This is a genomic window from Serratia nevei (assembly GCF_037948395.1).
GTDB classification, from domain to species: domain Bacteria; phylum Pseudomonadota; class Gammaproteobacteria; order Enterobacterales; family Enterobacteriaceae; genus Serratia; species Serratia nevei.
Genome location: NZ_CP149940.1, coordinates 3,172,022 through 3,190,468, shown reverse-complemented (window position 1 = coordinate 3,190,468; position 18,447 = coordinate 3,172,022). Strand labels below are relative to the sequence as shown.

The window sequence follows — 18,447 nt, the reverse complement described above, 5'->3', positions numbered from 1 at the left end:
GACTCCTTATTGTTCGTTAAGCATTGATGACGCCTTCACGCTGTTTCGCGCAGTAGAAAATGCAGATCAACCCGGTGGCCAGCAGGCACGAGGCCAGGAAAAACAGCCCCGGCGCGCTGCTGCCGGTCAGATCGTTCAATACGCCCACCGCATAAGGCGCGACGAAGCCGCCGATATTGCCGATGCAGCTGACCACCGCGAGCCCGGCGGCCGCGGCCGCGCCGGTGGAAATGTTGGCGGGCATGGATAAAAACGGTGGTACGGCGGTGTAGATGCCGATGGCGGCGATGCACAGGAACGACAGCGCGACGAGCGGATCGTATTTAAAAAATGTCACCGCCCCCATCAGGCCGATAGCGGCGACCACCATGCTGAGGCCGGCGAACACGCCAAGCTTTTTGGTTTTGCTGGCCCACAGGCTCCACGGGTACACCAGCAGCGCGGCCAGCCCGTAGGGAATGAGCGCCAGCAGGCTAACGCGGAAGATATCGCTGCCGGAAAGGGCGGTAATAATCGACGGCAGCCAGGTGCCGAAGCCATAAATGCCGCACACCATGCCGAAGTTGAGCAGTGCGTAGAGCAGGTATTTCTTGTTTTTAATCCCTTTCAGGAAGTCGCCCAGCGTGATTTTAGAACCGGATTTGGAGCGGCCGGCGTTGCTCATCAGCCAGGCCTTTTCCTCCACGTTCAGATAGCCGACGTCCTTGGGCGAGTTCTTGATCAGGAACGGGATCAGCAGGCCGATGACGATCGGCGGCAGCCCTTCGAGGATAAACAGCAGCTGCCAGGGAGCGAACCCGAACCAATCATGCTGAATATTGAGAATAAAGCCGGAAATCGGCGAGCCGACGGCGTTGGACAGCGGCTGGACGATGATGAACATGCCGAGAATTTTGGTGCGGTATTTTTCCGGGAAGAACACCGTGAAGTAATACACCACCGAGGGAAAGAATCCGGCTTCGCACACGCCCAGCATAAAACGGCAGATATACAGCTCCAGCGGCGTGCGTACAAAGCCGAGCAGGGTCGCGAAGATGCCCCAGGAAATTAATATTCTGGCGAACCAGATGCGCGGGCCGAATTTAATGGTGCCGGCGTTGCTGGGTATTTCAAACAGAAAATACCCGATAAAGAAAATCCCGGAGGCGAAGCCGAAGGCCGAGGCGGTCAGGCCCAGGTTATCTTCCAGCGCTTTGGCGGCGTAGGCCATGTTATTGCGATCGAGAAAGGCCAGGAAATACAATAAAATCATGAGGGGGACAATATGCAGCGTCAATTTCTTGATAGCGCTGCGTTCAATATCCTGCGGCTTGCTTATTTTCATTTTGATATTTCCAATGTGGTTAATCGGAATAATAGAGGCCCGGCCCATAACCCTGAGCTGAACGTTAAATAACGGCACGACGCTGATTCATTGAGGCGCGGGCATCCCTTAAGCGCGACGGCCTTTTCCTTTGTTTTTGGCTGACACCGATCCGGACGATGCCGCTGCGCATCGCCTGGGAAGACGCTGTTATTTCAGTTAGCCGGCGGCTTTGACCGAGCGCCGGCTGATGACCGTCGGCGGGAAGAGAAACTCGCCGGGCGGTTGCGCATCATTGTTGATGCGGCCGATCAGGCGCTCGACCATCAGCTGCGCCATCTCCGCCAGCGGCGGCCTGACGGACGTCAGCCCCGGTTCGGCCAGGCCGGCCAGCGCGATATTATCGATGCCGATCACCGAGATGTCTGCGGGTACCTGGACGCCGGCGGCGCGCACCCCCACCATCAGCCCGATGCCCAGCGCATCGTTAATCGCCACGATACCGTCCGGGCGCGGCGTCAGCGCGAGCACGCGCGGCGCCAGCGTCAGCCCCAATTCAAACATTTCCGTGTCGCCGTAGGCGCTGTTGGCTTTGCCTTCGATCACCCGTTGGCGTTCGCTCAGGCTGTGCCCCAGCGCACTCAGAAAACCGTCGATTTTGTGGCTGCGCCCGACGGTGAGCGTCGCTTCGGTGGCGAACACGATGTGTCGGCAACCGCGTTCGAGCAGGTGCTGCGCGGCCAGGCGCCCGGCGGCGACATTGTCCATCGAGACGCTGTCGAACAGCGGGGTATCGATGGCTGCCCGTTCGGGAAACGGATTGTCGTAGCTGACGATCTTCATGCCCCGCTCGGCGGCCCGAACAAAATGGGTCTGGCGAATGTCGCTCGCCGCCACGATGATGCCGCGCACGCCATGCAGGAACATATCGTCGATAAACGCGGCCTCTTCCTGTTCCTGGCGGTACGCGTTGCCGAGCAAGACGCGGTAGCGGTGAGCCCGCGCGGCACCGTCGATCGCATGCGCCAGCGCCGAAAAGCTCGGGTTGACGATCGACGGCAGCAGCAGGCCGATGATCTTGGCCTGCGGTGCGGGCACCGCCGCCGCCCGGGCCGGCCGGTATCCCAGGGTCGCCATCGCTTGTTCGATGCGCTCACGGGTCTGCGCGCTCATCTGGTGGCTGCGGTTATTCAGCAGGTTCGACACGCTGCTGATGGACACGCCGGCCAACCGTGCGACATCACGAATATTTGCCATTTGCCGATACCTTGCTGCCTGCCGTTAGCCTGCAATCTATAAGGGAAGCCGGCCGCAGGCAAGCCACAACCGGGGCACCGCGCGCATGGGATCGCGCATTTGTGAGAATCGTCAGGCGGCGGCCACGTTGTTTACTAAACAGTAAGGCGGGGCGGGAGGTTATGCCGAGATGGGGCACATGTCCGGCGGTGTCTCGGCGGCCTGCTGGCGGAATTTTCCCGGCGTCAGGCCGAAGTGGCGGGTGAAGGCTTTATGCAGCGCCACCTCCGACGAGTAGCCGGCCTGTTCGGCGATACGGCTCAGCGGCAACGCCTGGCGCGCCAGCAGCCGGGCCGCCAGCTGCATGCGGATGGCGGTGAGGGCCTGCAGCGGCGTTTGCTGCGTGACCTGACGAAAGACGCGGGCGAAGTTGGCGCGCGACATATGGGCCCGTTCGCTCAGTTCCACCAGCGTCCAGGGGTGTTGCGGGCGGCGCAGCATCTGTTCAACCACGTTGCCCAACTGCGGATGCAGCAACGCGGCGACCAGATTGCCGCTCTGATTCGGCTGGGCCAGCCAGGCGCGGATCGCCAGCGCGAACAGCAGCGCCATGGTCTGGCTGACAATGGCGTTGTGCCCCTGGCCCTGTTGGCTGAACTCATCGCTCAGCAGCTGGCCGGTCGCCTGCAGCAGCGCCAGCTGCCCCTGTTGGCGGCTGTTGAACAGCAAACATTCCGGCAGGCTCGCCAGCAGCGGCGATGCGCTGTGCGGCAAGATTTGCACGCCGCACAGCAGGTGCGTGGCGCTGTCGGCCCCCTCCGGCAGCAGGCGATGGGCGGAGTTGTGCGGCAAGAACAGCAGGCTGCCTTGCTCCAGCGGTACCGGGCGGCCGCCGGGGATCTCCAGCCGACAGCTGCCCGCCAGCACCATGTGCCAGCGGATCTGACTCCACTCCCCGGCGGCATGCGGCGAGCGCCACTCGCCGCTGAAATGGCAATCACGCGCCACGTAACCGCGCATGTCGTTAAGCATCAACAGTTGGCTGAGCGGATCCATTTTGAGACTCCTGGCTAAGAAGCTGATTGTTTCGGCAATGGGCCGGCGTAATGCGAAGCACTAAGATCGGTTCGATAGTGCAGCGATGCGGAGGGCGCCGCTGCGATGCATGAGTTATCAATGACATGGAGCCGGTAATGAAAATACTATTCTTTCTGAGCAAGGGCGACAAGCTGGGATTAACGCTGATTCGCCTCAGCATCGCCATCGTCTTCTTATGGATTGGCCTGCTCAAATTCATCCCTTACGAAGCGGACAGCATCACGCCGTTCGTCGCCAACAGCCCGCTGATGTCGTTTTTCTATGACATGCCGCAGGACTATCAGGCGCACCTGACGCACGAAGGCGAACTGAACCTCGCCGCCCGCGCCTGGCAGCAGGCTAACAATACCTATGGCTTCTCCAACGGCCTGGGCGTGGTGGAGGTGGCGATCGCGCTGCTGGTGCTCGCCAACCCGTTCTCCAAATGGCTGGGGCTGTTGGGCGGCATGCTCTCCTTTTGCACGCCGCTGGTGACGCTGACCTTTTTGATCACCACCCCGGAGGCCTGGGTGCCCGCGCTGGGCGATGCGCATCACGGCTTCCCTTATCTCTCCGGCGCCGGGCGCCTGGTGCTGAAGGACACGCTGATGCTGGCGGGTGCGGTGATGATCATGGCGGATTCGGCGCGCAGTGTGCTCGAGAAACAGTGGCGGGGGAAGGTCGCATGAGCGTCATGAACCGGGCCGTGGCCGGCAGCCTGATGCTGCTGGCCTGTTCTGCAGTGGCGGAGGGGACAATGGGGCAAGAAACCCGAACGGTAGAGAGCGCCTACGCTTATCAGGAAACGCGTCAGCGCATTATCAGCACGGCCGAGCAGAAGGGCGTGACGCTGTTTGCCGAGTTCGATCACGCGAGAGCGGCGCGTGAGCATCATCTGACGATGCCGCCCACCACGGTGCTGGTGCTGGGCAACCCGCTGGCGGGCACGCCGCTGATGCTGGCGCGGCCGGCGTTGGCGCTGGATCTGCCGTTCAGGGTGCTGATTGCGCAAGACGAGCGGGGCAAAACGCAGGTCAGCTACCACCCGGCGGAAAGTCTGAAACGGAGCGCCGGGGCCGACGAACGACAGATCGCGGCGCTGAGGCCGCTGGAGCGGTTAGTTGAGGCCGCAATACGCTGATAGAACGGCGATAAACATCACGAGACGAGGCGACACAATGTACGATTATCAGGCGATTATCATCGGTTTTGGCAAGGCCGGCAAAACGCTGGCGGCCTTTCTGGCCGGGCAGGGATGGCGCGTGGCGATGGTGGAGGCGTCGGCGCAGATGTATGGCGGCACCTGCATCAACATCGGCTGCATCCCGACCAAAACGCTGGTGCACGATGCCGAGCTTCACGGGCCGGGCGAACAGGCGTTCAGCCAGGCGATGGCGCGCAAGCGGCAGGTGACCGGTCTGCTGCGGGAGAAAAACTACCAAAACCTGGCGGGGCTTGAACCGGTCACGGTGATCGACGGACGGGCGGAGTTTATCGATCCGCACCGCATCAGCGTGCAGGGTGCGGCGGGAACGCAGGTGCTGAGCGGCGAGCGCATCTTCATCAACACCGGGGCCGTCAGCCGCTGGCCGGCGATCGACGGGTTGGATCGTTCGCAGCGGAGTTACGACAGCACCGGCCTGCTGCAGTTGACGCAGCGGCCCGCGCGGTTGGGCATTATCGGCGGCGGTTATATCGGGCTGGAGTTCGCTTCGATGTTCGCGCAGTTCGGCAGCGCCGTAACGGTATTCGAAGAGGCGGGCGCGTTGCTCGGCCGGGAAGACCGCGATATGGCGCAGGCGATACAGCAAATCCTGAGCGACGCCGGGGTGAGCTTCACGTTTAACGCCGGCGTGAAGCAGGTGCGCGATGTGGAAGGGGGCGTTGAGGTGGTGCATCAGGGCGGCGTGCAGTCGTTCGATGCGCTGCTGGTGGCGGCCGGGCGCGTGCCGAACACCGCCGGTTTGCAGCTGGCGCGCGCCGGCGTTGAGACGGATGAGCGTGGGGCCGTGCGGGTGGATGCGCAGCTGCGCAGCAGCGTGCCGCATATCTGGGCGCTGGGGGACGTCAACGGCGGGCCGCAGTTTACCTATATCTCGCTGGACGATTTCCGCATTGTGCGCGACAGCCTGTTCGGCGCGGGTAAACGCAGCACGGCCGATCGCGGCGCAGTGCCTTACTCGGTGTTCATCACACCCAGCTTCTCGCGCATCGGCCTCAGCGAAGATCAGGCCCGGCAGCAGGGGCGCGACATTAAGGTCGCCACGCTGCCGGCGGCGGCGATCCCGCGCGCCCGCGTGTTGGGCGACACGCGCGGCCTGCTGAAGGCGGTGGTCGATGCGCAGACCGGCCAGATCCTCGGCGTGGCGCTGCTGTGCCGCGATGCCCACGAGATGATCAACATCGTCAAAACGGCGATGGACGCCGGGCTGCCCTATACCCGGCTGCGCGATCAGCTGTTTACCCATCCGACCATGAGCGAGTCGCTCAACGATCTGTTTGGGTTGATAGGGTAAAGCGGGGCGAGAGGGGCGGCGCAGATGAGTGAGATCTGCGAAGCACCTCTCGTTTATCGCCCTTCGGGGCGGCGGGTTCTGTACTATTGTTTTCTCTTTGCGGCACGTTCCAGGCCGATGGGGCGCTGGGCGCAACGGAGATCACAGATGAACAAACGGGAATTAGAAAGCGCGATTGTCACCGATTTTTCCAAACGCATGAGCTACGGCGACTACCTGTGCCTGGACTCGCTGCTGGACTGCCAGCACCCGCTCTCCAACCCGCCGCATCATGACGAAATGCTGTTCGTGATACAGCACCAAACCTCCGAACTGTGGATGAAGCTGATGCTGCACGAGCTGCAAGCGGCGGTGCGGCTGGTGCAGCAGGACAAACTCAGCCACTGCTTCAAAATCCTTGCGCGCGTCAAACAGATCCAGCGGCTGCTGTTCGAACAGTGGGCGGTGCTGGAAACGCTGACGCCGTCGGAATACGTCGAGTTTCGCGACGTGCTGGGCAGCTCGTCGGGCTTCCAGTCGCATCAATACCGCTCGATCGAGTTCCTGCTCGGCAACAAGAATGCGGCGATGCTGGCGGTGTTCAGCAGCGATGCGGAAAAACACGCGGCGCTGAAGGCGATCCTCGAAGCGCCGAGCCTGTACGACGAATACTTGCTGTACCTGGCGCGCCACGGCCTGCCGATCCCGCAGGAGTGCCTCGAGCGCGACTGGACGCAGCCCTACCAGCGCAACCCGGATCTGCTGCCGGCGTTCAAAGTGATCTACGACAACCCGCAAACCTACTGGGAAGCCTATGAAATGGCGGAGAAGCTGGTGGATATCGAAGAGAGCTTCCACCTGTGGCGCTTCCGCCATATGAAAACGGTGGAGCGGATCATCGGCTTTAAGTCGGGCACCGGCGGTTCCAGCGGCGTCAGCTTCCTGAAAAAGGCGTTGGACCTGACCTTTTTCCCCGAGTTGCTGGACGTGCGCACCGAAATTGGCGCCTGAAATAATGTGGGAGGATAAGGGCGATGAGCGTGAGGATTATCGATAAGGCGGCGGAGAAGGTGGTGGGGGTCAGAGTCGTGGGGCCGTATCCGCAGACGATCCCGCAGGGCTCGCAGCAACTGCTGGCATGGCGGCAGCGCCACGGCGTGCCGTTCGGCAAATGGCTGGTACTGTATTGGGACGATCCGGCGGAAGTGGCGCCGGAAAAGCTGCGTGCCGACGTAGTGATAAGCGTGGCGGACGATTTTGCGCTGCCGGCGGGCAGCGAGGGCGTGACCGTGCAGACGCTGCCCGCCGGGCAGTATGCGGTTTACCACGTGCGCATCAGCGATGGCGACTTCGAGCGGGTGTGGGGCGAGTTCTATCAGAAGCTGCTGCCGGCCAGCGGCTACCAGCCGGTTGAGGGGGTGAGCTACGAACACTATCTCAACGACTGCGAAGCCGACGGCTATTTCGACCTCGATATTTACCAGACGGTGAAGAAGTGGTGAGGGTGGGGTGATGCGCAGAAAGGCTGAATCGATGAACGGTACAGATTCAGCCCGTTGTTTTGGCTCAACGTCGGTGACTTTGCCGCCAGCTCATTCACCTCGTTGCCAAAAGGGGTTACAGCGGCAGCCGGTTTAGCCGGCGCCGCTGCCTCCGCCCGAGAGGCTGCGTTAACCGGCTTTCCCGGCGTACCACTTGGCTACTCTTTAGGGAACAGCTGATCGACGGCGCTCTGGATCGCCGCCTGATGGCCGCCGCCCGGTGCGGCGGTGCGAGCGGCGCCGCCGGGCTGGTTGAGATCCAGCTGGCCGCCGGTATTGATCTCTCCGTCCTCTTTCACCGTGATATTGAAGCTGGTGCCGGTGATGTTGATTTGGCCGTTCGCCAGCAGCTCGATCGCGCTTTCGCCGCATTCCAGCCGCAGCGATTCGCCGGAGCCGAGGGTAAAGGCGTTAACCACGGCGTCGCTGCGGGTTTTGCCGGTCAGCGCGGAGGCATCGCCTTTGACGCCGGTGGCCTGATTGAGCACCACCCGTTTGATCTGGTTGCCGCCCACCAGGTGGGTGTGGTCGTTATCGATGGTGTGGCTCTCATCGTTTTTGACCTGGGTGTCCATGTTGCGTTCCGCCTGGATCCACACCTGTTCGGCGCCGGCCTTGTCTTCGAAGCGCAGGGCGTTGGCGTTGTCGGCGGTGCCGTCCTTGGTGCGGCTCATAAAGCCCATCTGGGTGGCGGCGGCCGGCAGCGCCCACGGCGGCATGCTGGCTTCGTTATAAACGCGCCCGGTAACGATCGGCCGATCCGGATCGCCGTTGATAAAGTCCACCACCACTTCGTCGTTGACGCGCGGGATCTGCACGCCGCCGTAGCCCTGACCGGCCCAGGCGCTGGAGACGCGCACCCAGCAAGAGCTGCCGTCGTCCTTCGGCCCGAAGCGGTCCCAGTGGAATTTCACCTTGATGCGGCCGTATTTGTCGGTCCAAATTGATTCGCCGGCCGGGCCGACCACTCGGGCGGTCTGCGGCCCGTGGGTTTTCGGCCAGGTGGCCTGCTGCGGCGGGTGCCAGGGCACGTCCGCCGGCAGCACGACGAAGTCGATACGGTGTTCGCTGCTTTGATCGTCGCCGCTGGCATAGCGGTTCTCTTTCAGATGGTAGTTGGCCTGCAGCGTCAGGTACTCGCGATTGTCGTCGGCGTGCGGGGCGTTATACAGCGTAAAGGTGCTGCCGGGAGCGATGCCCAGCGCGGTGGCGGTGCCCCGGATCTGCTGATGTTCGGCCTGCCAGGCTTCCTGGCGCACGCGGGCGTAGAACTCCCCCTGCTGATGCTCGGTGTAGCGGCCCGGCCAGTCGTAGACGTCAATCTGCCCCGGCGTCGGCGAGACCGGGTTTTGCCGCGCCTGGAACAGCCAGGCGTTCGGCTTGCGGAAATCGTAGTCGTCCAGGCTGTAGATGCCCGGCGTGACGCGATCGGACAACGTCCACTGGCTGATGCCTTCCTCGCTGGTGCTGCCACCGGACGGCGTCAGGTGATAGGGGATCATCTCGTAGCCGGGATAGGGCTGGTGGTGGTGGGGCGCATCCCCGAGCACCAGCGTGTGTTTGCCCATCTCGTGTTTGAAATAGTAATAGATGCCCTCCAGCTCCATCAGGCGGCTGATGAAGTTGAAGCTGCTTTCGTTGTACTGCACGCAGTAGCCCCACAGGCGATAGTCGCCGGTCAGCTGATCTTCCAGCTGCACGTTGTGCTCCGCCAACAGGGTCTTGACGATCTGCGGCACCGTCTGTTCCTGGAAGATGCGGAAGTTGCGATCCTTGGTCATCGGCCACAGATCCGGCTGCACGTGCAGGCTATACACCGCGTAGCGGGTGCCGCCGATCTCTTCGCTGCTGACGGCGATGGCGGTGATCTTGCCGTTCAGGTAGCGCGGGGCGCTGAGAAAGCCCTGAGTCGGGATCTCCAGCGTCAGCGGTTGGCCGAGCAGCGCTTTGCGATCGAGCCGCGCGTCGGTGCTCAGCAATTCAATAGAGAAGTCGAAAGGGGTGGAAAGCGCTTCGATGCCGTCCAGTGAGCGGAACAGCAGCTGCTCCTGGCCCAGCGGCGTGTGCGCAATAATGCGATCCAACATGAGAACGTCCTCTGTGATTGACGTCGTGTTCTGCTTACCCCAGCGTTGCAGCGGCCTTGCCGCGCGGCCAATGAGGGTGGGCAGCGGTGCGTCAGTCTCATGAAATAGGTGAAACCCCGCCGCGGCGGGGCTTCAGAACGGAATTAACCGGCGGTGGCCGGATTGACCAGCCAGGTGCCGGCGGTGTCGATACTGAGTTGCTGCCGGCGGAGCCGATCGTTGTGGCGGATCTCCAGCTGATAACGGCCCGGCGCCAGATTCAGGCTGGCGAAGCCGTTTTCACCCGGCGTTACCTGCTGCGGCTTGCCGTCGAGGCTGACCTGTTCGCCCGGCTGCAGTTTGAAGTACACCAGCGCCACCGGCTGCGGTGGCGGCGCCGCCTTTTCTGGTTCCACCGGCGCAGATGGCGCGGTTTGCGGCGCGCTCGGCTGCTCCGTCAGGGTTTTCTGCGCCGGTGACGCCTCGGTATTTTGCGCTACGGCCTGGGTATCGTCCTTGCCGCCGCTCAGCCAGGCGACGGTGCCGATCACCAGCAGTGCCGCGACGCCGGCGCCGGCCATCATCGGCCGCGAGAATCGGGTGCTGCGCGCGGTAACGGCGCCGGCGGCTGCGGCTGCAGCGGCCGGGTTGGCGGCGACCAGCAGGTTCTCCGGCGCGGCGGCCGGCGTGCTGATGATTTCGTTTTCATCGGCGATCGGCAGATGCAACAGCTCGGCCATTTCATCGATGGTCTGCGGGCGGTCTTCCGGCTTCAGCGCCAGCGCGCGGTCGACGGTGCGCAACAGCTCCGGCGAGTAACCGGCGGGGCGACGCTCGGCTAGCGGCTGATAGCTGTCTTCGATGCTGCGCACCACGCTGACCGGCGGCGGCGAACCGACGATCAGCGTGTGCAGCACGGCGCCCAGCGCGTAGATATCGGTCCAGGGTCCCTGTTCGCCGTCGCTGTTCTCGGTGTACTGCTCGATCGGTGCGAAGCCCGGCTTCAGCATGATCTCCGTTTCGTCCGACAGGTTGCCGATCTCTTTGCGCGCCGACCCGAAGTCCAGCAGCACCGGCAGCTGGCTCTCCTGAATTTGGATGTTATCCAGCGAGATGTCGCGGTGCAGGTAACCTTCCTGATGGATGGTGTTGATGGCGCTGAACAGCGGCGGCAGCAGCCGACGGATCCACGCCTCGTCGATTTTCTCCGGCTGCTGCGCCTGCAGGTTCTTCAGCGTGGTGCCGCTGTAGAACTGGGTGCCCATGTAGGCGGTGCCGTTCTCTTCCCAGAAGCGCAGCACGTGCAGCAGGCCGGGGTGCGAGAAGCGGGCCAGCAGGCGCGCCTCCTGAATAAAGCTGTTCAGCCCGGCCTGGAAGGTTTTGCCGAAGCGCTCGCCGCGCAGCCCGATGCTGAGATCGTCGTTGCGTTTCGCCAGCGAGGTCGGCATGTATTCTTTGATGGCGATGGTGCGTTCCAGTTGGTGATCGTAGGCGCGGTAGACGATGCCGAAGCCGCCTTCGCCGATCGCTTCCTGGATCTCGAATTCGTTGAACCGATAGCCGCTCGGCAGGCTGTTCGAATTCGGTTTGGTTATCCCGGTTCCCGACATAGTGATGACTCTCTGTGTTCAAAGGGCCGCCGTCTCGGCGGCCGCGGCGTTATGCCTGAAATTGACAAATGAATTCGTGGTTCTGCAGCGCGATATGCAGCTGGCGATAGCGCTGGTCGTTGGCGCTGCCGGTCAGCAGGGTGTGGCTGATCTGCGGCAGCAGGGTGTTGGTCAGGATGGCGTCGACCATGCGGCCGCCGGACTCCACCTCGGTGCAGCGGCTGACGATCTGCTCGATGACCGCGTCGTCGAAGGTGCAGACGATGTCGTGATTCTCCGCCAGGCGACGCTGGATGCGCCCCAGCTGCAGGCGCACGATGTTGCCCAGCGTGGCGTCGGTCAGCGGGTAATACGGCACCACCAGCAGGCGGCCGAGCAAGGCGGCCGGGAACACCGACAGCAGCGGCTGGCGCAGCGCGCCGCTCAGCGCTTCCGGCTCCGGTAGCAGCTCCGGATCGCTGCACAGCCCGGCGATCAGCTCGGTGCCGACGTTGGAGGTCAGGATGATGATGGTGTTGCGGAAATCGATATGGCGGCCTTCGCCGTCCTCCATCCAGCCCTTGTCGAACACCTGGAAGAAGATTTCATGCACGTCCGGGTGCGCCTTCTCGATTTCGTCCAACAGCACCACGCTGTATGGGCGGCGGCGCACCGCCTCGGTCAGCACGCCGCCTTCGCCGTAGCCGACATAGCCGGGAGGCGCGCCTTTCAGCGTCGAAACGGTGTGCGACTCCTGGAATTCGCTCATGTTGATGGTGATGACGTTCTGCTCGCCGCCGTACAGGGTTTCCGCCAGCGCCAGCGCGGTTTCGGTCTTGCCGACGCCGGACGGCCCGGCCAGCAGGAACACCCCGACCGGCTTGTTCGGATCGTCCAGCCGCGCCCGTGAGGTGCGCACCCGGCGGGCGATCAGATCCAGCGCATGGCGTTGGCCTATCACGCGCTGGTTCAGGGTGTCGGAGAGTTGCAGCACCGCCTCAATCTCGTTTTTCACCATGCGGCCCAGCGGGATGCCGGTCCAGTCGGCCACTACCGCCGCCACGACGTTGGCGTCGACCGCGGCGAAGATCAGCGGCGCCTCGCCCTGCAGCGCGCTCAGCTGCTGCTGCAGTTCGCCCAGCTGGGCGCGCAGCGCGTCGGCGTCAGGGCGTGCCTGCGTCTCTTCTTCAGTAGACTCTTCTTCCTGCCGGTGCAGCTGGGCGCGCAGTGTGATGATCTCTTGGATCAGCGCCAGCTCCTGCTGCCAGCGGTCGGTCAACTGTTCCAACTCTTGGCGCAGCGCGGTCAGCTGGGCTTCAATCTCCTGCGGGCGCAGGGGATCGCCGATGCCCACCTTGGCCTCGCGGCGGGCGATATCCAACTCTATCTGCAGCGCATCGATGCGGTGGCGGCAGTCTTCGACCTGGGCAGGCTCGGCGTGTTGGCTGACCGCCACGCGCGCGCAGGCGGTATCCAGCAGCGCCACCGCCTTGTCCGGCAGCTGGCGGGCCGGAATATAGCGATGCGACAGCCGCACCGCGGCGTCTACCGCTTCATCCAGCAACAGCACGCGGTGGTGTTGCTCCAGCGGGCTGACGGTGCTGCGCAGCATCAGCAGCGCCTTGTCTTCGCTTGGCTCGTGTACCTGCACCACCTGGAAACGGCGGGTGAGCGCCGGATCCTTCTCGATGTATTTCTTGTATTCCGACCAGGTGGTGGCACCGAGGGTGCGCAGCTGGCCGCGCGCCAGCGCCGGTTTCAGCAGGTTGGCGGCGTCGCCGGTGCCCTGGGCGCCGCCGGCGCCGATCAGGGTGTGAATTTCGTCGATAAACAGGATGATCGGCGTCGGGCTGGACTGCACTTCGTCGATCACCGCCTGCAGCCGTTTTTCAAACTCGCCTTTGACGCCGGCGCCGGCCTGCAGCATGCCGATGTCCAGCAGGCACAGCTTCACGTCGCGCAGCTGCGGCGGCACGTCGCCGGCCACGATGCGCAGCGCCAGGCCCTCCACCACCGCGGTTTTCCCGACACCGGCCTCGCCGGTCAGCAGCGGGTTGTTCTGGCGGCGGCGCATCAGGATATCGATGATTTGCCGGATCTCTTCGTCGCGGCCGGCCACCGGATCGATCTCGCCGTTGCGCGCTTTGGCGGTCAGGTCCTGAGCATACTGCGCCAGCACGCTTTCACCGCTGCGCGGCGCGCCGGATACGTTCTCGGCGCTGCTTTCCGCCGGCGCATCCTGGGCGTTTTCCGCCGAGTGAGCGGTGATGGCGGCGAACTGCTCCATCAACAGATCGGCGTTGATGCGCTCGAACTGCGGGGAAATGGCCTTCAGCAGATGGCGCAGGCTGTAGGTTTTCAGGATGCCGAGCAGCAGGTGGCCGCCGCGAATGCGTGCTGCGCCGAATTTCAATGAGCCATAGACCCAGGCGCGTTCTACCGCGCTGTCGATGTGCTCGGACAGATCGGAGATGGCGCTGGCGCCGCGCGGCAGGCGATCGAGCGCCTCGACGATGTCGCGCGCCAGCTGCGCCTCGTCCAGCGCGAAGTGGCGGACGATCTGCTGCAGATCGCCGTCCGGCGATTGCATCAGCTGATGCAGCCAGTGCGCCAGTTCGACGTAGGGGTTACCGCGCAGCTTGCAAAACGCCGTCGCACTTTCCAGAGAGGTGAATAACAGGCTATCCAGTTTGCCAAATAATACCGAGCGGCTGATTTCAGACATGGTTTTCCTCAGGTCTCAGAGTGGCCTGGCGCCGCAGGGCGCCGGCCGAAATAGGGTCAGAACGGATTTTCCAGCGGTTCAGGGCTGAAGATCAGATCGTCGAGATCGCGTTGCCGCCGATCGTCGGCCAGCCAGCTGCTCAGGCCCAATCGTTGCGCGCCGCCGAGCTGGAGGCCGTGCGCCTGTTCCTTTGCCAGGATCAGACGGACTTCCCAGACGAACTCGATGCCCAGGTATTGGCGCACCCAGTCGCGCAGCTGCCGGCACAGGTCGGCGCCGGGCAGGAAGCGGTCATAGTCCCGCTGCGGCATCGGCCCCAGCTCGATGCGGAATTTGTGCTGAATATCGCGCACCGCGATGCCGAGAAAGGCCGACTCGCCGAGCCGCGGCGCACCGCGCCCGGCCTTGAGCCGCGCCTGCTCGCGCGGTTCCACCCGCAGCCAGTGCGGCACGTTTTCGACGATGCGCACCGGCACCTTGAAATACTGCTGCAAAATCTTGCTCAGGCCTTCCGGATCGCGGCTGTGGCGAATCAGATGACCGGCCATAAAATGTTTGGCGTGGGCGTTGATGCTGTCGCGTTCCTGCTGCGCCGGCTGGCCGATGCCGATCAGACTCGACAGGTATTCGTCGAAGCGCCGGTTGTCCGGGCGATCCAGCGACACCGTCGGCTGCGCGTCGGCCCAGGCGCGGTAAAACAGCAGCGTCAGCCGGTGATGGAACAGATTGGTGAACGCCAGCAGGGTGGTGTCCTGATGGTGGTACACCCGTTCGCGCACGTATTCGGTCAGGTGCAGCGGCAGCGGCCCGTTGGGGCCGAACAGGCCGAAGCTGAAGATCGAGACGTCGTGCAGCGGGCTGTTGGCGCGCGGCGCCACCTGCGCCAGCGTGGAGGGCGCGAACGACAGCGACGGCTCCTGGCCCAGGCGCAGCATCTCGTGACGCGGCAGCGGCGCGCGCCCCAGCAGGTAGGGTTGGCCGCCCTGGGCGTCGATACGGCGCAGCAGCTGAAACAGATCGTGCTTGTAAGGCGCGCTGCGCAGCCGCGGCCAGAAGTCGTCCGGCAGGCGATACAGCGCGTTGATCTGCGGCGGCGCCAGTTCGGTGGCAATCATCTCCGCGCTCATATCAGCGTCCTTTTGCCCATGCGCGCCTGCCAGTGGGCGATTTCGCCGCGCTGCTGGCTGGAGAGCGTCATCTCGGTGAAGGTGTTCATCGCCACCAGGCGCGAGAACAGGCGCTCCAGCACGCTGCCGAGCAGGTAAGGGCTGTTGCCGGAGAACGCCTGCTCATCGACCGTCAGATCGATGGCGATGCCGCGTGCGAACACGATGGGGCCCGGCTCCGGCACTCGCCGATAGACCGGCCGCAGGTTGCAGTGGCGCACGCCCTGGATCTGTTTGGCGATCGCCGGTTCGCTCAGGTTGCCGTACAGCCCCATCAGCTGGCGCAGGCTGGCGGCGCCCTGTTCCGGATCGCCGTCCATCATGCTGAGGTAGTTCAGCTGCAGCTGGCTGATCAGCCGCCAGGTGATCATGCCTTCGGCCAGCGCCGGGCGCGGCGGAGTGGGGCCTTTGCGCAGCGAGACCTGCTTGATCGGGATCGAGTCGGGCATCACGAAGTTGCCCTGATCCTGTTGCAGCAGCATCAACGGCAGGTCGCGGCTGGTGCACAGCACGTCGGCGGTGAGGTATTTCAGATCGCTGTGCCACGGCGATTGCCGCTCGTCCACCAGCGACACGAACACTTCCGAACCGGCATAGCCGGTGCGGGTGCCGTAGCGGCGGGCGTGCTCCGACAGCGTGCGCTGTTCGCGCCGCAGCGAGAAGTAGGCGCCATAGTTGCCGTCGTCCGCGCTCAGGGTGCTGTAAAACGGCCGAAACTCTTGCTCGTAGCGTTTTTCGCTGGCGCTGCCGCCGAGCCGCTGCACCGAGAATACTTCGTAATCCAGCGGCCGGATATTGTCGACCACCAGATGGTATTCGTGGTTTTTTTCGTTGATCGCGATGCGTTCGGCGACCTTCGGAAACAGGTTGATCACCGGCGTGCAGTGCAGCGCCAAATGGGCGGCGTCGACCACCCGTTCCAGCGCGGCGTCGTGCCGATCCAGCAGCACCACGATCTCGAACTGGCGCAGCGCCTTTTTCCCTTCGCGCACGCTTTGCAGCAGCGGGCGCAGGCCGTTGACGCTGAAGAACTGGAAGCGCGTCGGGAAGGCGAAGTACTCCTGCAGCAGCCGGTAGCCTTCGAAGTTGCGCAGGTCGTTGGGCAGCAGCGCCTGTTCGGCGGCGAAGCCCTCCTGCCGCAGCCCGTCCAGCGCCAGCGCGCGCCGCTGTGGCTGCGCCTCCACCGTTTGGCAGACAAGCCCGACGCTGTGCTGCATCAGCAGTTCCAGCAGCTGCTGCGCCTGCATGTCCGGCCCGGCCAGGTAAAACATCAGCTGGTCCAGCTGCAGGTTGTTGAGCGTCACGCTTTCGTAGCACTCGAGACGAATGCGCAGCGCGCTGACGCAGCCGCTGTGCTGCAGCCCCAGCGAGGCCAGCGGGATATCGGCCGGAATGCCGCCCAGCTCGACGCCGGCGATGCGCACCGGCTGCAGCGTGACGTCATGGGCGGTGGTGTAGCTGCAGGTGATGCCGCTTTTCTTCAGCGTCTGGCTGTCCATCATGGTGCCGCGCGGCACCACGAAGCCGTTGCTGATGTCGCCTTTGCTGCTGTCCGGCTGCAGCTCGGCGATCGCCATCGACGGCGTCGGCGACAGGTAATTGGGGTAGATGATCTCCAGCAAGCGCTGAGAAAAGCGCGGGAACTCGGCGTCCATTTTCAGCTGCACGCGCGAGGTGAGGAAGGCGAAGCCCTCCATCAGGCGCTCGATATAGGGATCCGCCACGTCGATGCCGCGCATGCCGAGACGGCCCGCGACCTTCGGGTACTGTTCGGCGAACTCGGCGCCCATCTCACGCAGATAGGCCAGCTCGCGGTTGTAATAGTCTAAAAGTTTACTGTCCATCGCCTTACCCTATGTCTTTCAGATCGAAGTGGCCGTTTTCCAGATCCACGTCGGTACGGAACAGAAACTCCAGCGGATAGGGCACGCACCACAGGCGGCCCTTGATTTCGATCGACAGCACGTTGTGCAGCTCCAGCGAGCCGGTGTCCGAGATGCAGCGCACCTGCAGCCCCTCGGGCAAAATGCGCGGTTCGAAATGGAGAATGGATTCGGTCAGCGCGCGCTGAATGTCGAGCCATTCGATATCCGACATGCGCTTGCCCGCCAGCGAGGCGATGCCGTAATTCAGGGTGGAGCGCCGCACCTGCGGAAAGTCGCCGAGATCCAGATTGGACTCGCTGTTGACGCAGTTGAACAGCCACTGCAGATCGCGCAGCACCCGGCGGCGCAGCTCGCTGTGCGACACCAGGTTGCGCACCTGTGCTTCCTGCTTTTTCTGCGGTTCGTCGTCGGTCAGCATGTCGAGCAGCACCGGCTGCATTTTGTCGCGCGACGTCAGGCGCTCGCTGTCCTGACGATAGCGATAGCCCTGGCGGCGCAGATCGCCGCCGTCGTAGTGGGGTGGGCGCTTATCGTTCATGTTCAGGCGCTCGCGTCGAAGCTCAGCTGCCGCAGGCTGTGCAGCGGGAATTCGTCGCTTTCGCTGAGCCAGGTCTTCAGGCCCTGCCCCGCATAGTGGGTGCCGTCGCCCAGCGGTTGCCATTCGGTGCGTTTGCCGAGCAGCAGCGCGTCGTCGCTGCCTTCGGCCAGCGGATAACGGGCGGGCAGTTGGCACACCTGTTCGCGGCCGTCGGTGAGGCGCACCAGCGCATGGCTCCACACCAAATCGATGGCGCTCTGCGGCGCCTGGAACTGGATCGCGGCGATGCCGGCAAACGGCAGCCAGTAGTAAACGCCGTTCAGCGCCAGCTCGCACACCGGCCCGAGGCGGCCGTCACCGTCGGTCAGCCAGTCGAAACTCAGCTGCCGTTCTTGGTCGCCTTCGGCCAGCGTTAACCGCCCGGCGCCGGCCGGGGCGGCCTCCAGCGCTTCGTCACGCAGCGCCTGGGCCTGTTCGGCTGCGCCTTGCGCATCCTGATGCAGCGCCTGCACCATCAGTTTCAGCCAGGGCTGATCCTGCCGCAGCAGCGCCGGCGCGGCCGTGCCGGCGAACACCGCCTGGCGTTGCAGCTCGGCGTTGACCGACTGCATCAGCAGCAGCGTGGTCGGTTGGGCGATTGGTTTCAGCGCCTGCCAGGATTTCAGCTGCGCGTTGGCGCGCATCCAGTTGCCGCTCAGGCACAGCAGTTGCACCAGCGCGGCGCGCAGGTCGGCATCCGCCGGTTTTCCCTTGATCTCGTTTTCGACGGCGGTGATGGCCGCGCCGATCGACTGGCCTTGCAGCATGCTTGCTAATGATTTCACA

General features: G+C 63.8%; 15 protein-coding genes. 5 read left to right on the top strand and 10 right to left on the bottom strand.

The window, feature by feature from the left end; all coding sequences use genetic code 11:
- Positions 1–16 precede the first annotated feature (16 nt).
- The 3 genes from V8N38_RS15345 to V8N38_RS15335 form a co-directional block, all read right to left on the bottom strand.
- On the bottom strand, positions 17–1,252 hold the full coding sequence (locus V8N38_RS15345; RefSeq protein ID WP_170310536.1) for an MFS transporter: 1,236 nt from the start codon (positions 1,250–1,252) through the stop codon (positions 17–19).
- 270 nt (positions 1,253–1,522) lie between these two features.
- The gene (locus tag V8N38_RS15340) at positions 1,523–2,560 is read right to left on the bottom strand and encodes a LacI family DNA-binding transcriptional regulator (protein ID WP_060420687.1); all 1,038 of its coding nucleotides are present in this window, start codon (positions 2,558–2,560) and stop codon (positions 1,523–1,525) included.
- Positions 2,561–2,719: 159 nt separating this feature from the next.
- Positions 2,720–3,595: a cupin domain-containing protein gene (locus tag V8N38_RS15335; RefSeq protein ID WP_060439696.1), complete on the bottom strand. Its 876-nt coding sequence runs from the start codon at positions 3,593–3,595 to the stop codon at positions 2,720–2,722.
- A 137-nt stretch (positions 3,596–3,732) separates the two neighbouring features.
- Between V8N38_RS15335 and rclC the strand changes: the two genes are divergently transcribed.
- From rclC to sbmC, 5 genes are all read left to right on the top strand, one after another.
- Positions 3,733–4,305 carry a reactive chlorine resistance membrane protein RclC gene (rclC, locus tag V8N38_RS15330; protein WP_089186115.1) on the top strand — a complete coding sequence of 191 codons (573 nt, stop codon included), beginning with the start codon at positions 3,733–3,735 and terminating at the stop codon, positions 4,303–4,305.
- Positions 4,306–4,373: 68 nt separating this feature from the next.
- The gene (locus V8N38_RS15325; protein WP_060420898.1) at positions 4,374–4,757 is read left to right on the top strand and encodes a DUF302 domain-containing protein; all 384 of its coding nucleotides are present in this window, start codon (positions 4,374–4,376) and stop codon (positions 4,755–4,757) included.
- A 37-nt stretch (positions 4,758–4,794) separates the two neighbouring features.
- Positions 4,795–6,132 carry a reactive chlorine resistance oxidoreductase RclA gene (gene rclA, locus V8N38_RS15320; protein WP_060439697.1) on the top strand — a complete coding sequence of 446 codons (1,338 nt, stop codon included), beginning with the start codon at positions 4,795–4,797 and terminating at the stop codon, positions 6,130–6,132.
- Between the two features lie 147 nt (positions 6,133–6,279).
- The gene (kynA, locus tag V8N38_RS15315; RefSeq protein ID WP_025303311.1) at positions 6,280–7,122 is read left to right on the top strand and encodes a tryptophan 2,3-dioxygenase; all 843 of its coding nucleotides are present in this window, start codon (positions 6,280–6,282) and stop codon (positions 7,120–7,122) included.
- A gap of 23 nt (positions 7,123–7,145) precedes the next feature.
- Positions 7,146–7,613, top strand: a complete 468-nt coding sequence (gene sbmC, locus V8N38_RS15310) for a DNA gyrase inhibitor SbmC (RefSeq protein ID WP_060420699.1) — start codon at positions 7,146–7,148, stop codon at positions 7,611–7,613.
- 197 nt (positions 7,614–7,810) lie between these two features.
- Here sbmC and V8N38_RS15305 read toward each other — a convergent pair whose 3' ends face one another.
- From V8N38_RS15305 to V8N38_RS15275, 7 genes are all read right to left on the bottom strand, one after another.
- Positions 7,811–9,739 carry a type VI secretion system Vgr family protein gene (locus V8N38_RS15305; RefSeq protein WP_141959563.1) on the bottom strand — a complete coding sequence of 643 codons (1,929 nt, stop codon included), beginning with the start codon at positions 9,737–9,739 and terminating at the stop codon, positions 7,811–7,813.
- Between the two features lie 143 nt (positions 9,740–9,882).
- Positions 9,883–11,328 carry a serine/threonine protein kinase gene (locus tag V8N38_RS15300; protein WP_147839795.1) on the bottom strand — a complete coding sequence of 482 codons (1,446 nt, stop codon included), beginning with the start codon at positions 11,326–11,328 and terminating at the stop codon, positions 9,883–9,885.
- Positions 11,329–11,377: 49 nt separating this feature from the next.
- Positions 11,378–14,032 (bottom strand): type VI secretion system ATPase TssH, encoded by a 2,655-nt coding sequence (gene tssH / locus V8N38_RS15295; protein ID WP_070914627.1) that lies wholly within the window; start codon positions 14,030–14,032, stop codon positions 11,378–11,380.
- Positions 14,033–14,088: 56 nt separating this feature from the next.
- Complete coding sequence (tssG, locus tag V8N38_RS15290) at positions 14,089–15,159, bottom strand: type VI secretion system baseplate subunit TssG (protein ID WP_048234377.1); 1,071 nt, start codon at positions 15,157–15,159, stop codon at positions 14,089–14,091.
- The gene (gene tssF, locus V8N38_RS15285) at positions 15,156–17,042 is read right to left on the bottom strand and encodes a type VI secretion system baseplate subunit TssF (protein ID WP_060420717.1); all 1,887 of its coding nucleotides are present in this window, start codon (positions 17,040–17,042) and stop codon (positions 15,156–15,158) included. The genes tssG and tssF overlap by 4 nt, the downstream gene beginning before the upstream one ends.
- A gap of 4 nt (positions 17,043–17,046) precedes the next feature.
- A complete protein-coding gene (locus tag V8N38_RS15280; protein ID WP_038876749.1) occupies positions 17,047–17,622 on the bottom strand; it encodes a type VI secretion system baseplate subunit TssE in 576 nt (191 codons plus the stop codon).
- A 2-nt stretch (positions 17,623–17,624) separates the two neighbouring features.
- Positions 17,625–18,446, bottom strand: a complete 822-nt coding sequence (locus V8N38_RS15275; protein WP_265342350.1) for a type VI secretion system accessory protein TagJ — start codon at positions 18,444–18,446, stop codon at positions 17,625–17,627.
- Between the last annotated feature and the right edge of the window lies 1 nt (position 18,447).

Bases quoted from the DNA above. Each gene is read 5' to 3' on its own strand.
- V8N38_RS15345 (WP_170310536.1), bottom strand. From the start codon at position 1,252: ATGATTTTATTGTATTTCCTGGCCTTTCTCGATCGCAATAACATGGCC.
- V8N38_RS15340 (WP_060420687.1), bottom strand. From the start codon at position 2,560: ATGGCAAATATTCGTGATGTCGCACGGTTGGCCGGCGTGTCCATCAGC.
- V8N38_RS15335 (WP_060439696.1), bottom strand. From the start codon at position 3,595: ATGGATCCGCTCAGCCAACTGTTGATGCTTAACGACATGCGCGGTTAC.
- rclC (WP_089186115.1), top strand. From the start codon at position 3,733: ATGAAAATACTATTCTTTCTGAGCAAGGGCGACAAGCTGGGATTAACG.
- V8N38_RS15325 (WP_060420898.1), top strand. From the start codon at position 4,374: ATGGGGCAAGAAACCCGAACGGTAGAGAGCGCCTACGCTTATCAGGAA.
- rclA (WP_060439697.1), top strand. From the start codon at position 4,795: ATGTACGATTATCAGGCGATTATCATCGGTTTTGGCAAGGCCGGCAAA.
- kynA (WP_025303311.1), top strand. From the start codon at position 6,280: ATGAACAAACGGGAATTAGAAAGCGCGATTGTCACCGATTTTTCCAAA.
- sbmC (WP_060420699.1), top strand. From the start codon at position 7,146: ATGAGCGTGAGGATTATCGATAAGGCGGCGGAGAAGGTGGTGGGGGTC.
- V8N38_RS15305 (WP_141959563.1), bottom strand. From the start codon at position 9,739: ATGTTGGATCGCATTATTGCGCACACGCCGCTGGGCCAGGAGCAGCTG.
- V8N38_RS15300 (WP_147839795.1), bottom strand. From the start codon at position 11,328: ATGTCGGGAACCGGGATAACCAAACCGAATTCGAACAGCCTGCCGAGC.
- tssH (WP_070914627.1), bottom strand. From the start codon at position 14,032: ATGTCTGAAATCAGCCGCTCGGTATTATTTGGCAAACTGGATAGCCTG.
- tssG (WP_048234377.1), bottom strand. From the start codon at position 15,159: ATGAGCGCGGAGATGATTGCCACCGAACTGGCGCCGCCGCAGATCAAC.
- tssF (WP_060420717.1), bottom strand. From the start codon at position 17,042: ATGGACAGTAAACTTTTAGACTATTACAACCGCGAGCTGGCCTATCTG.
- V8N38_RS15280 (WP_038876749.1), bottom strand. From the start codon at position 17,622: ATGAACGATAAGCGCCCACCCCACTACGACGGCGGCGATCTGCGCCGC.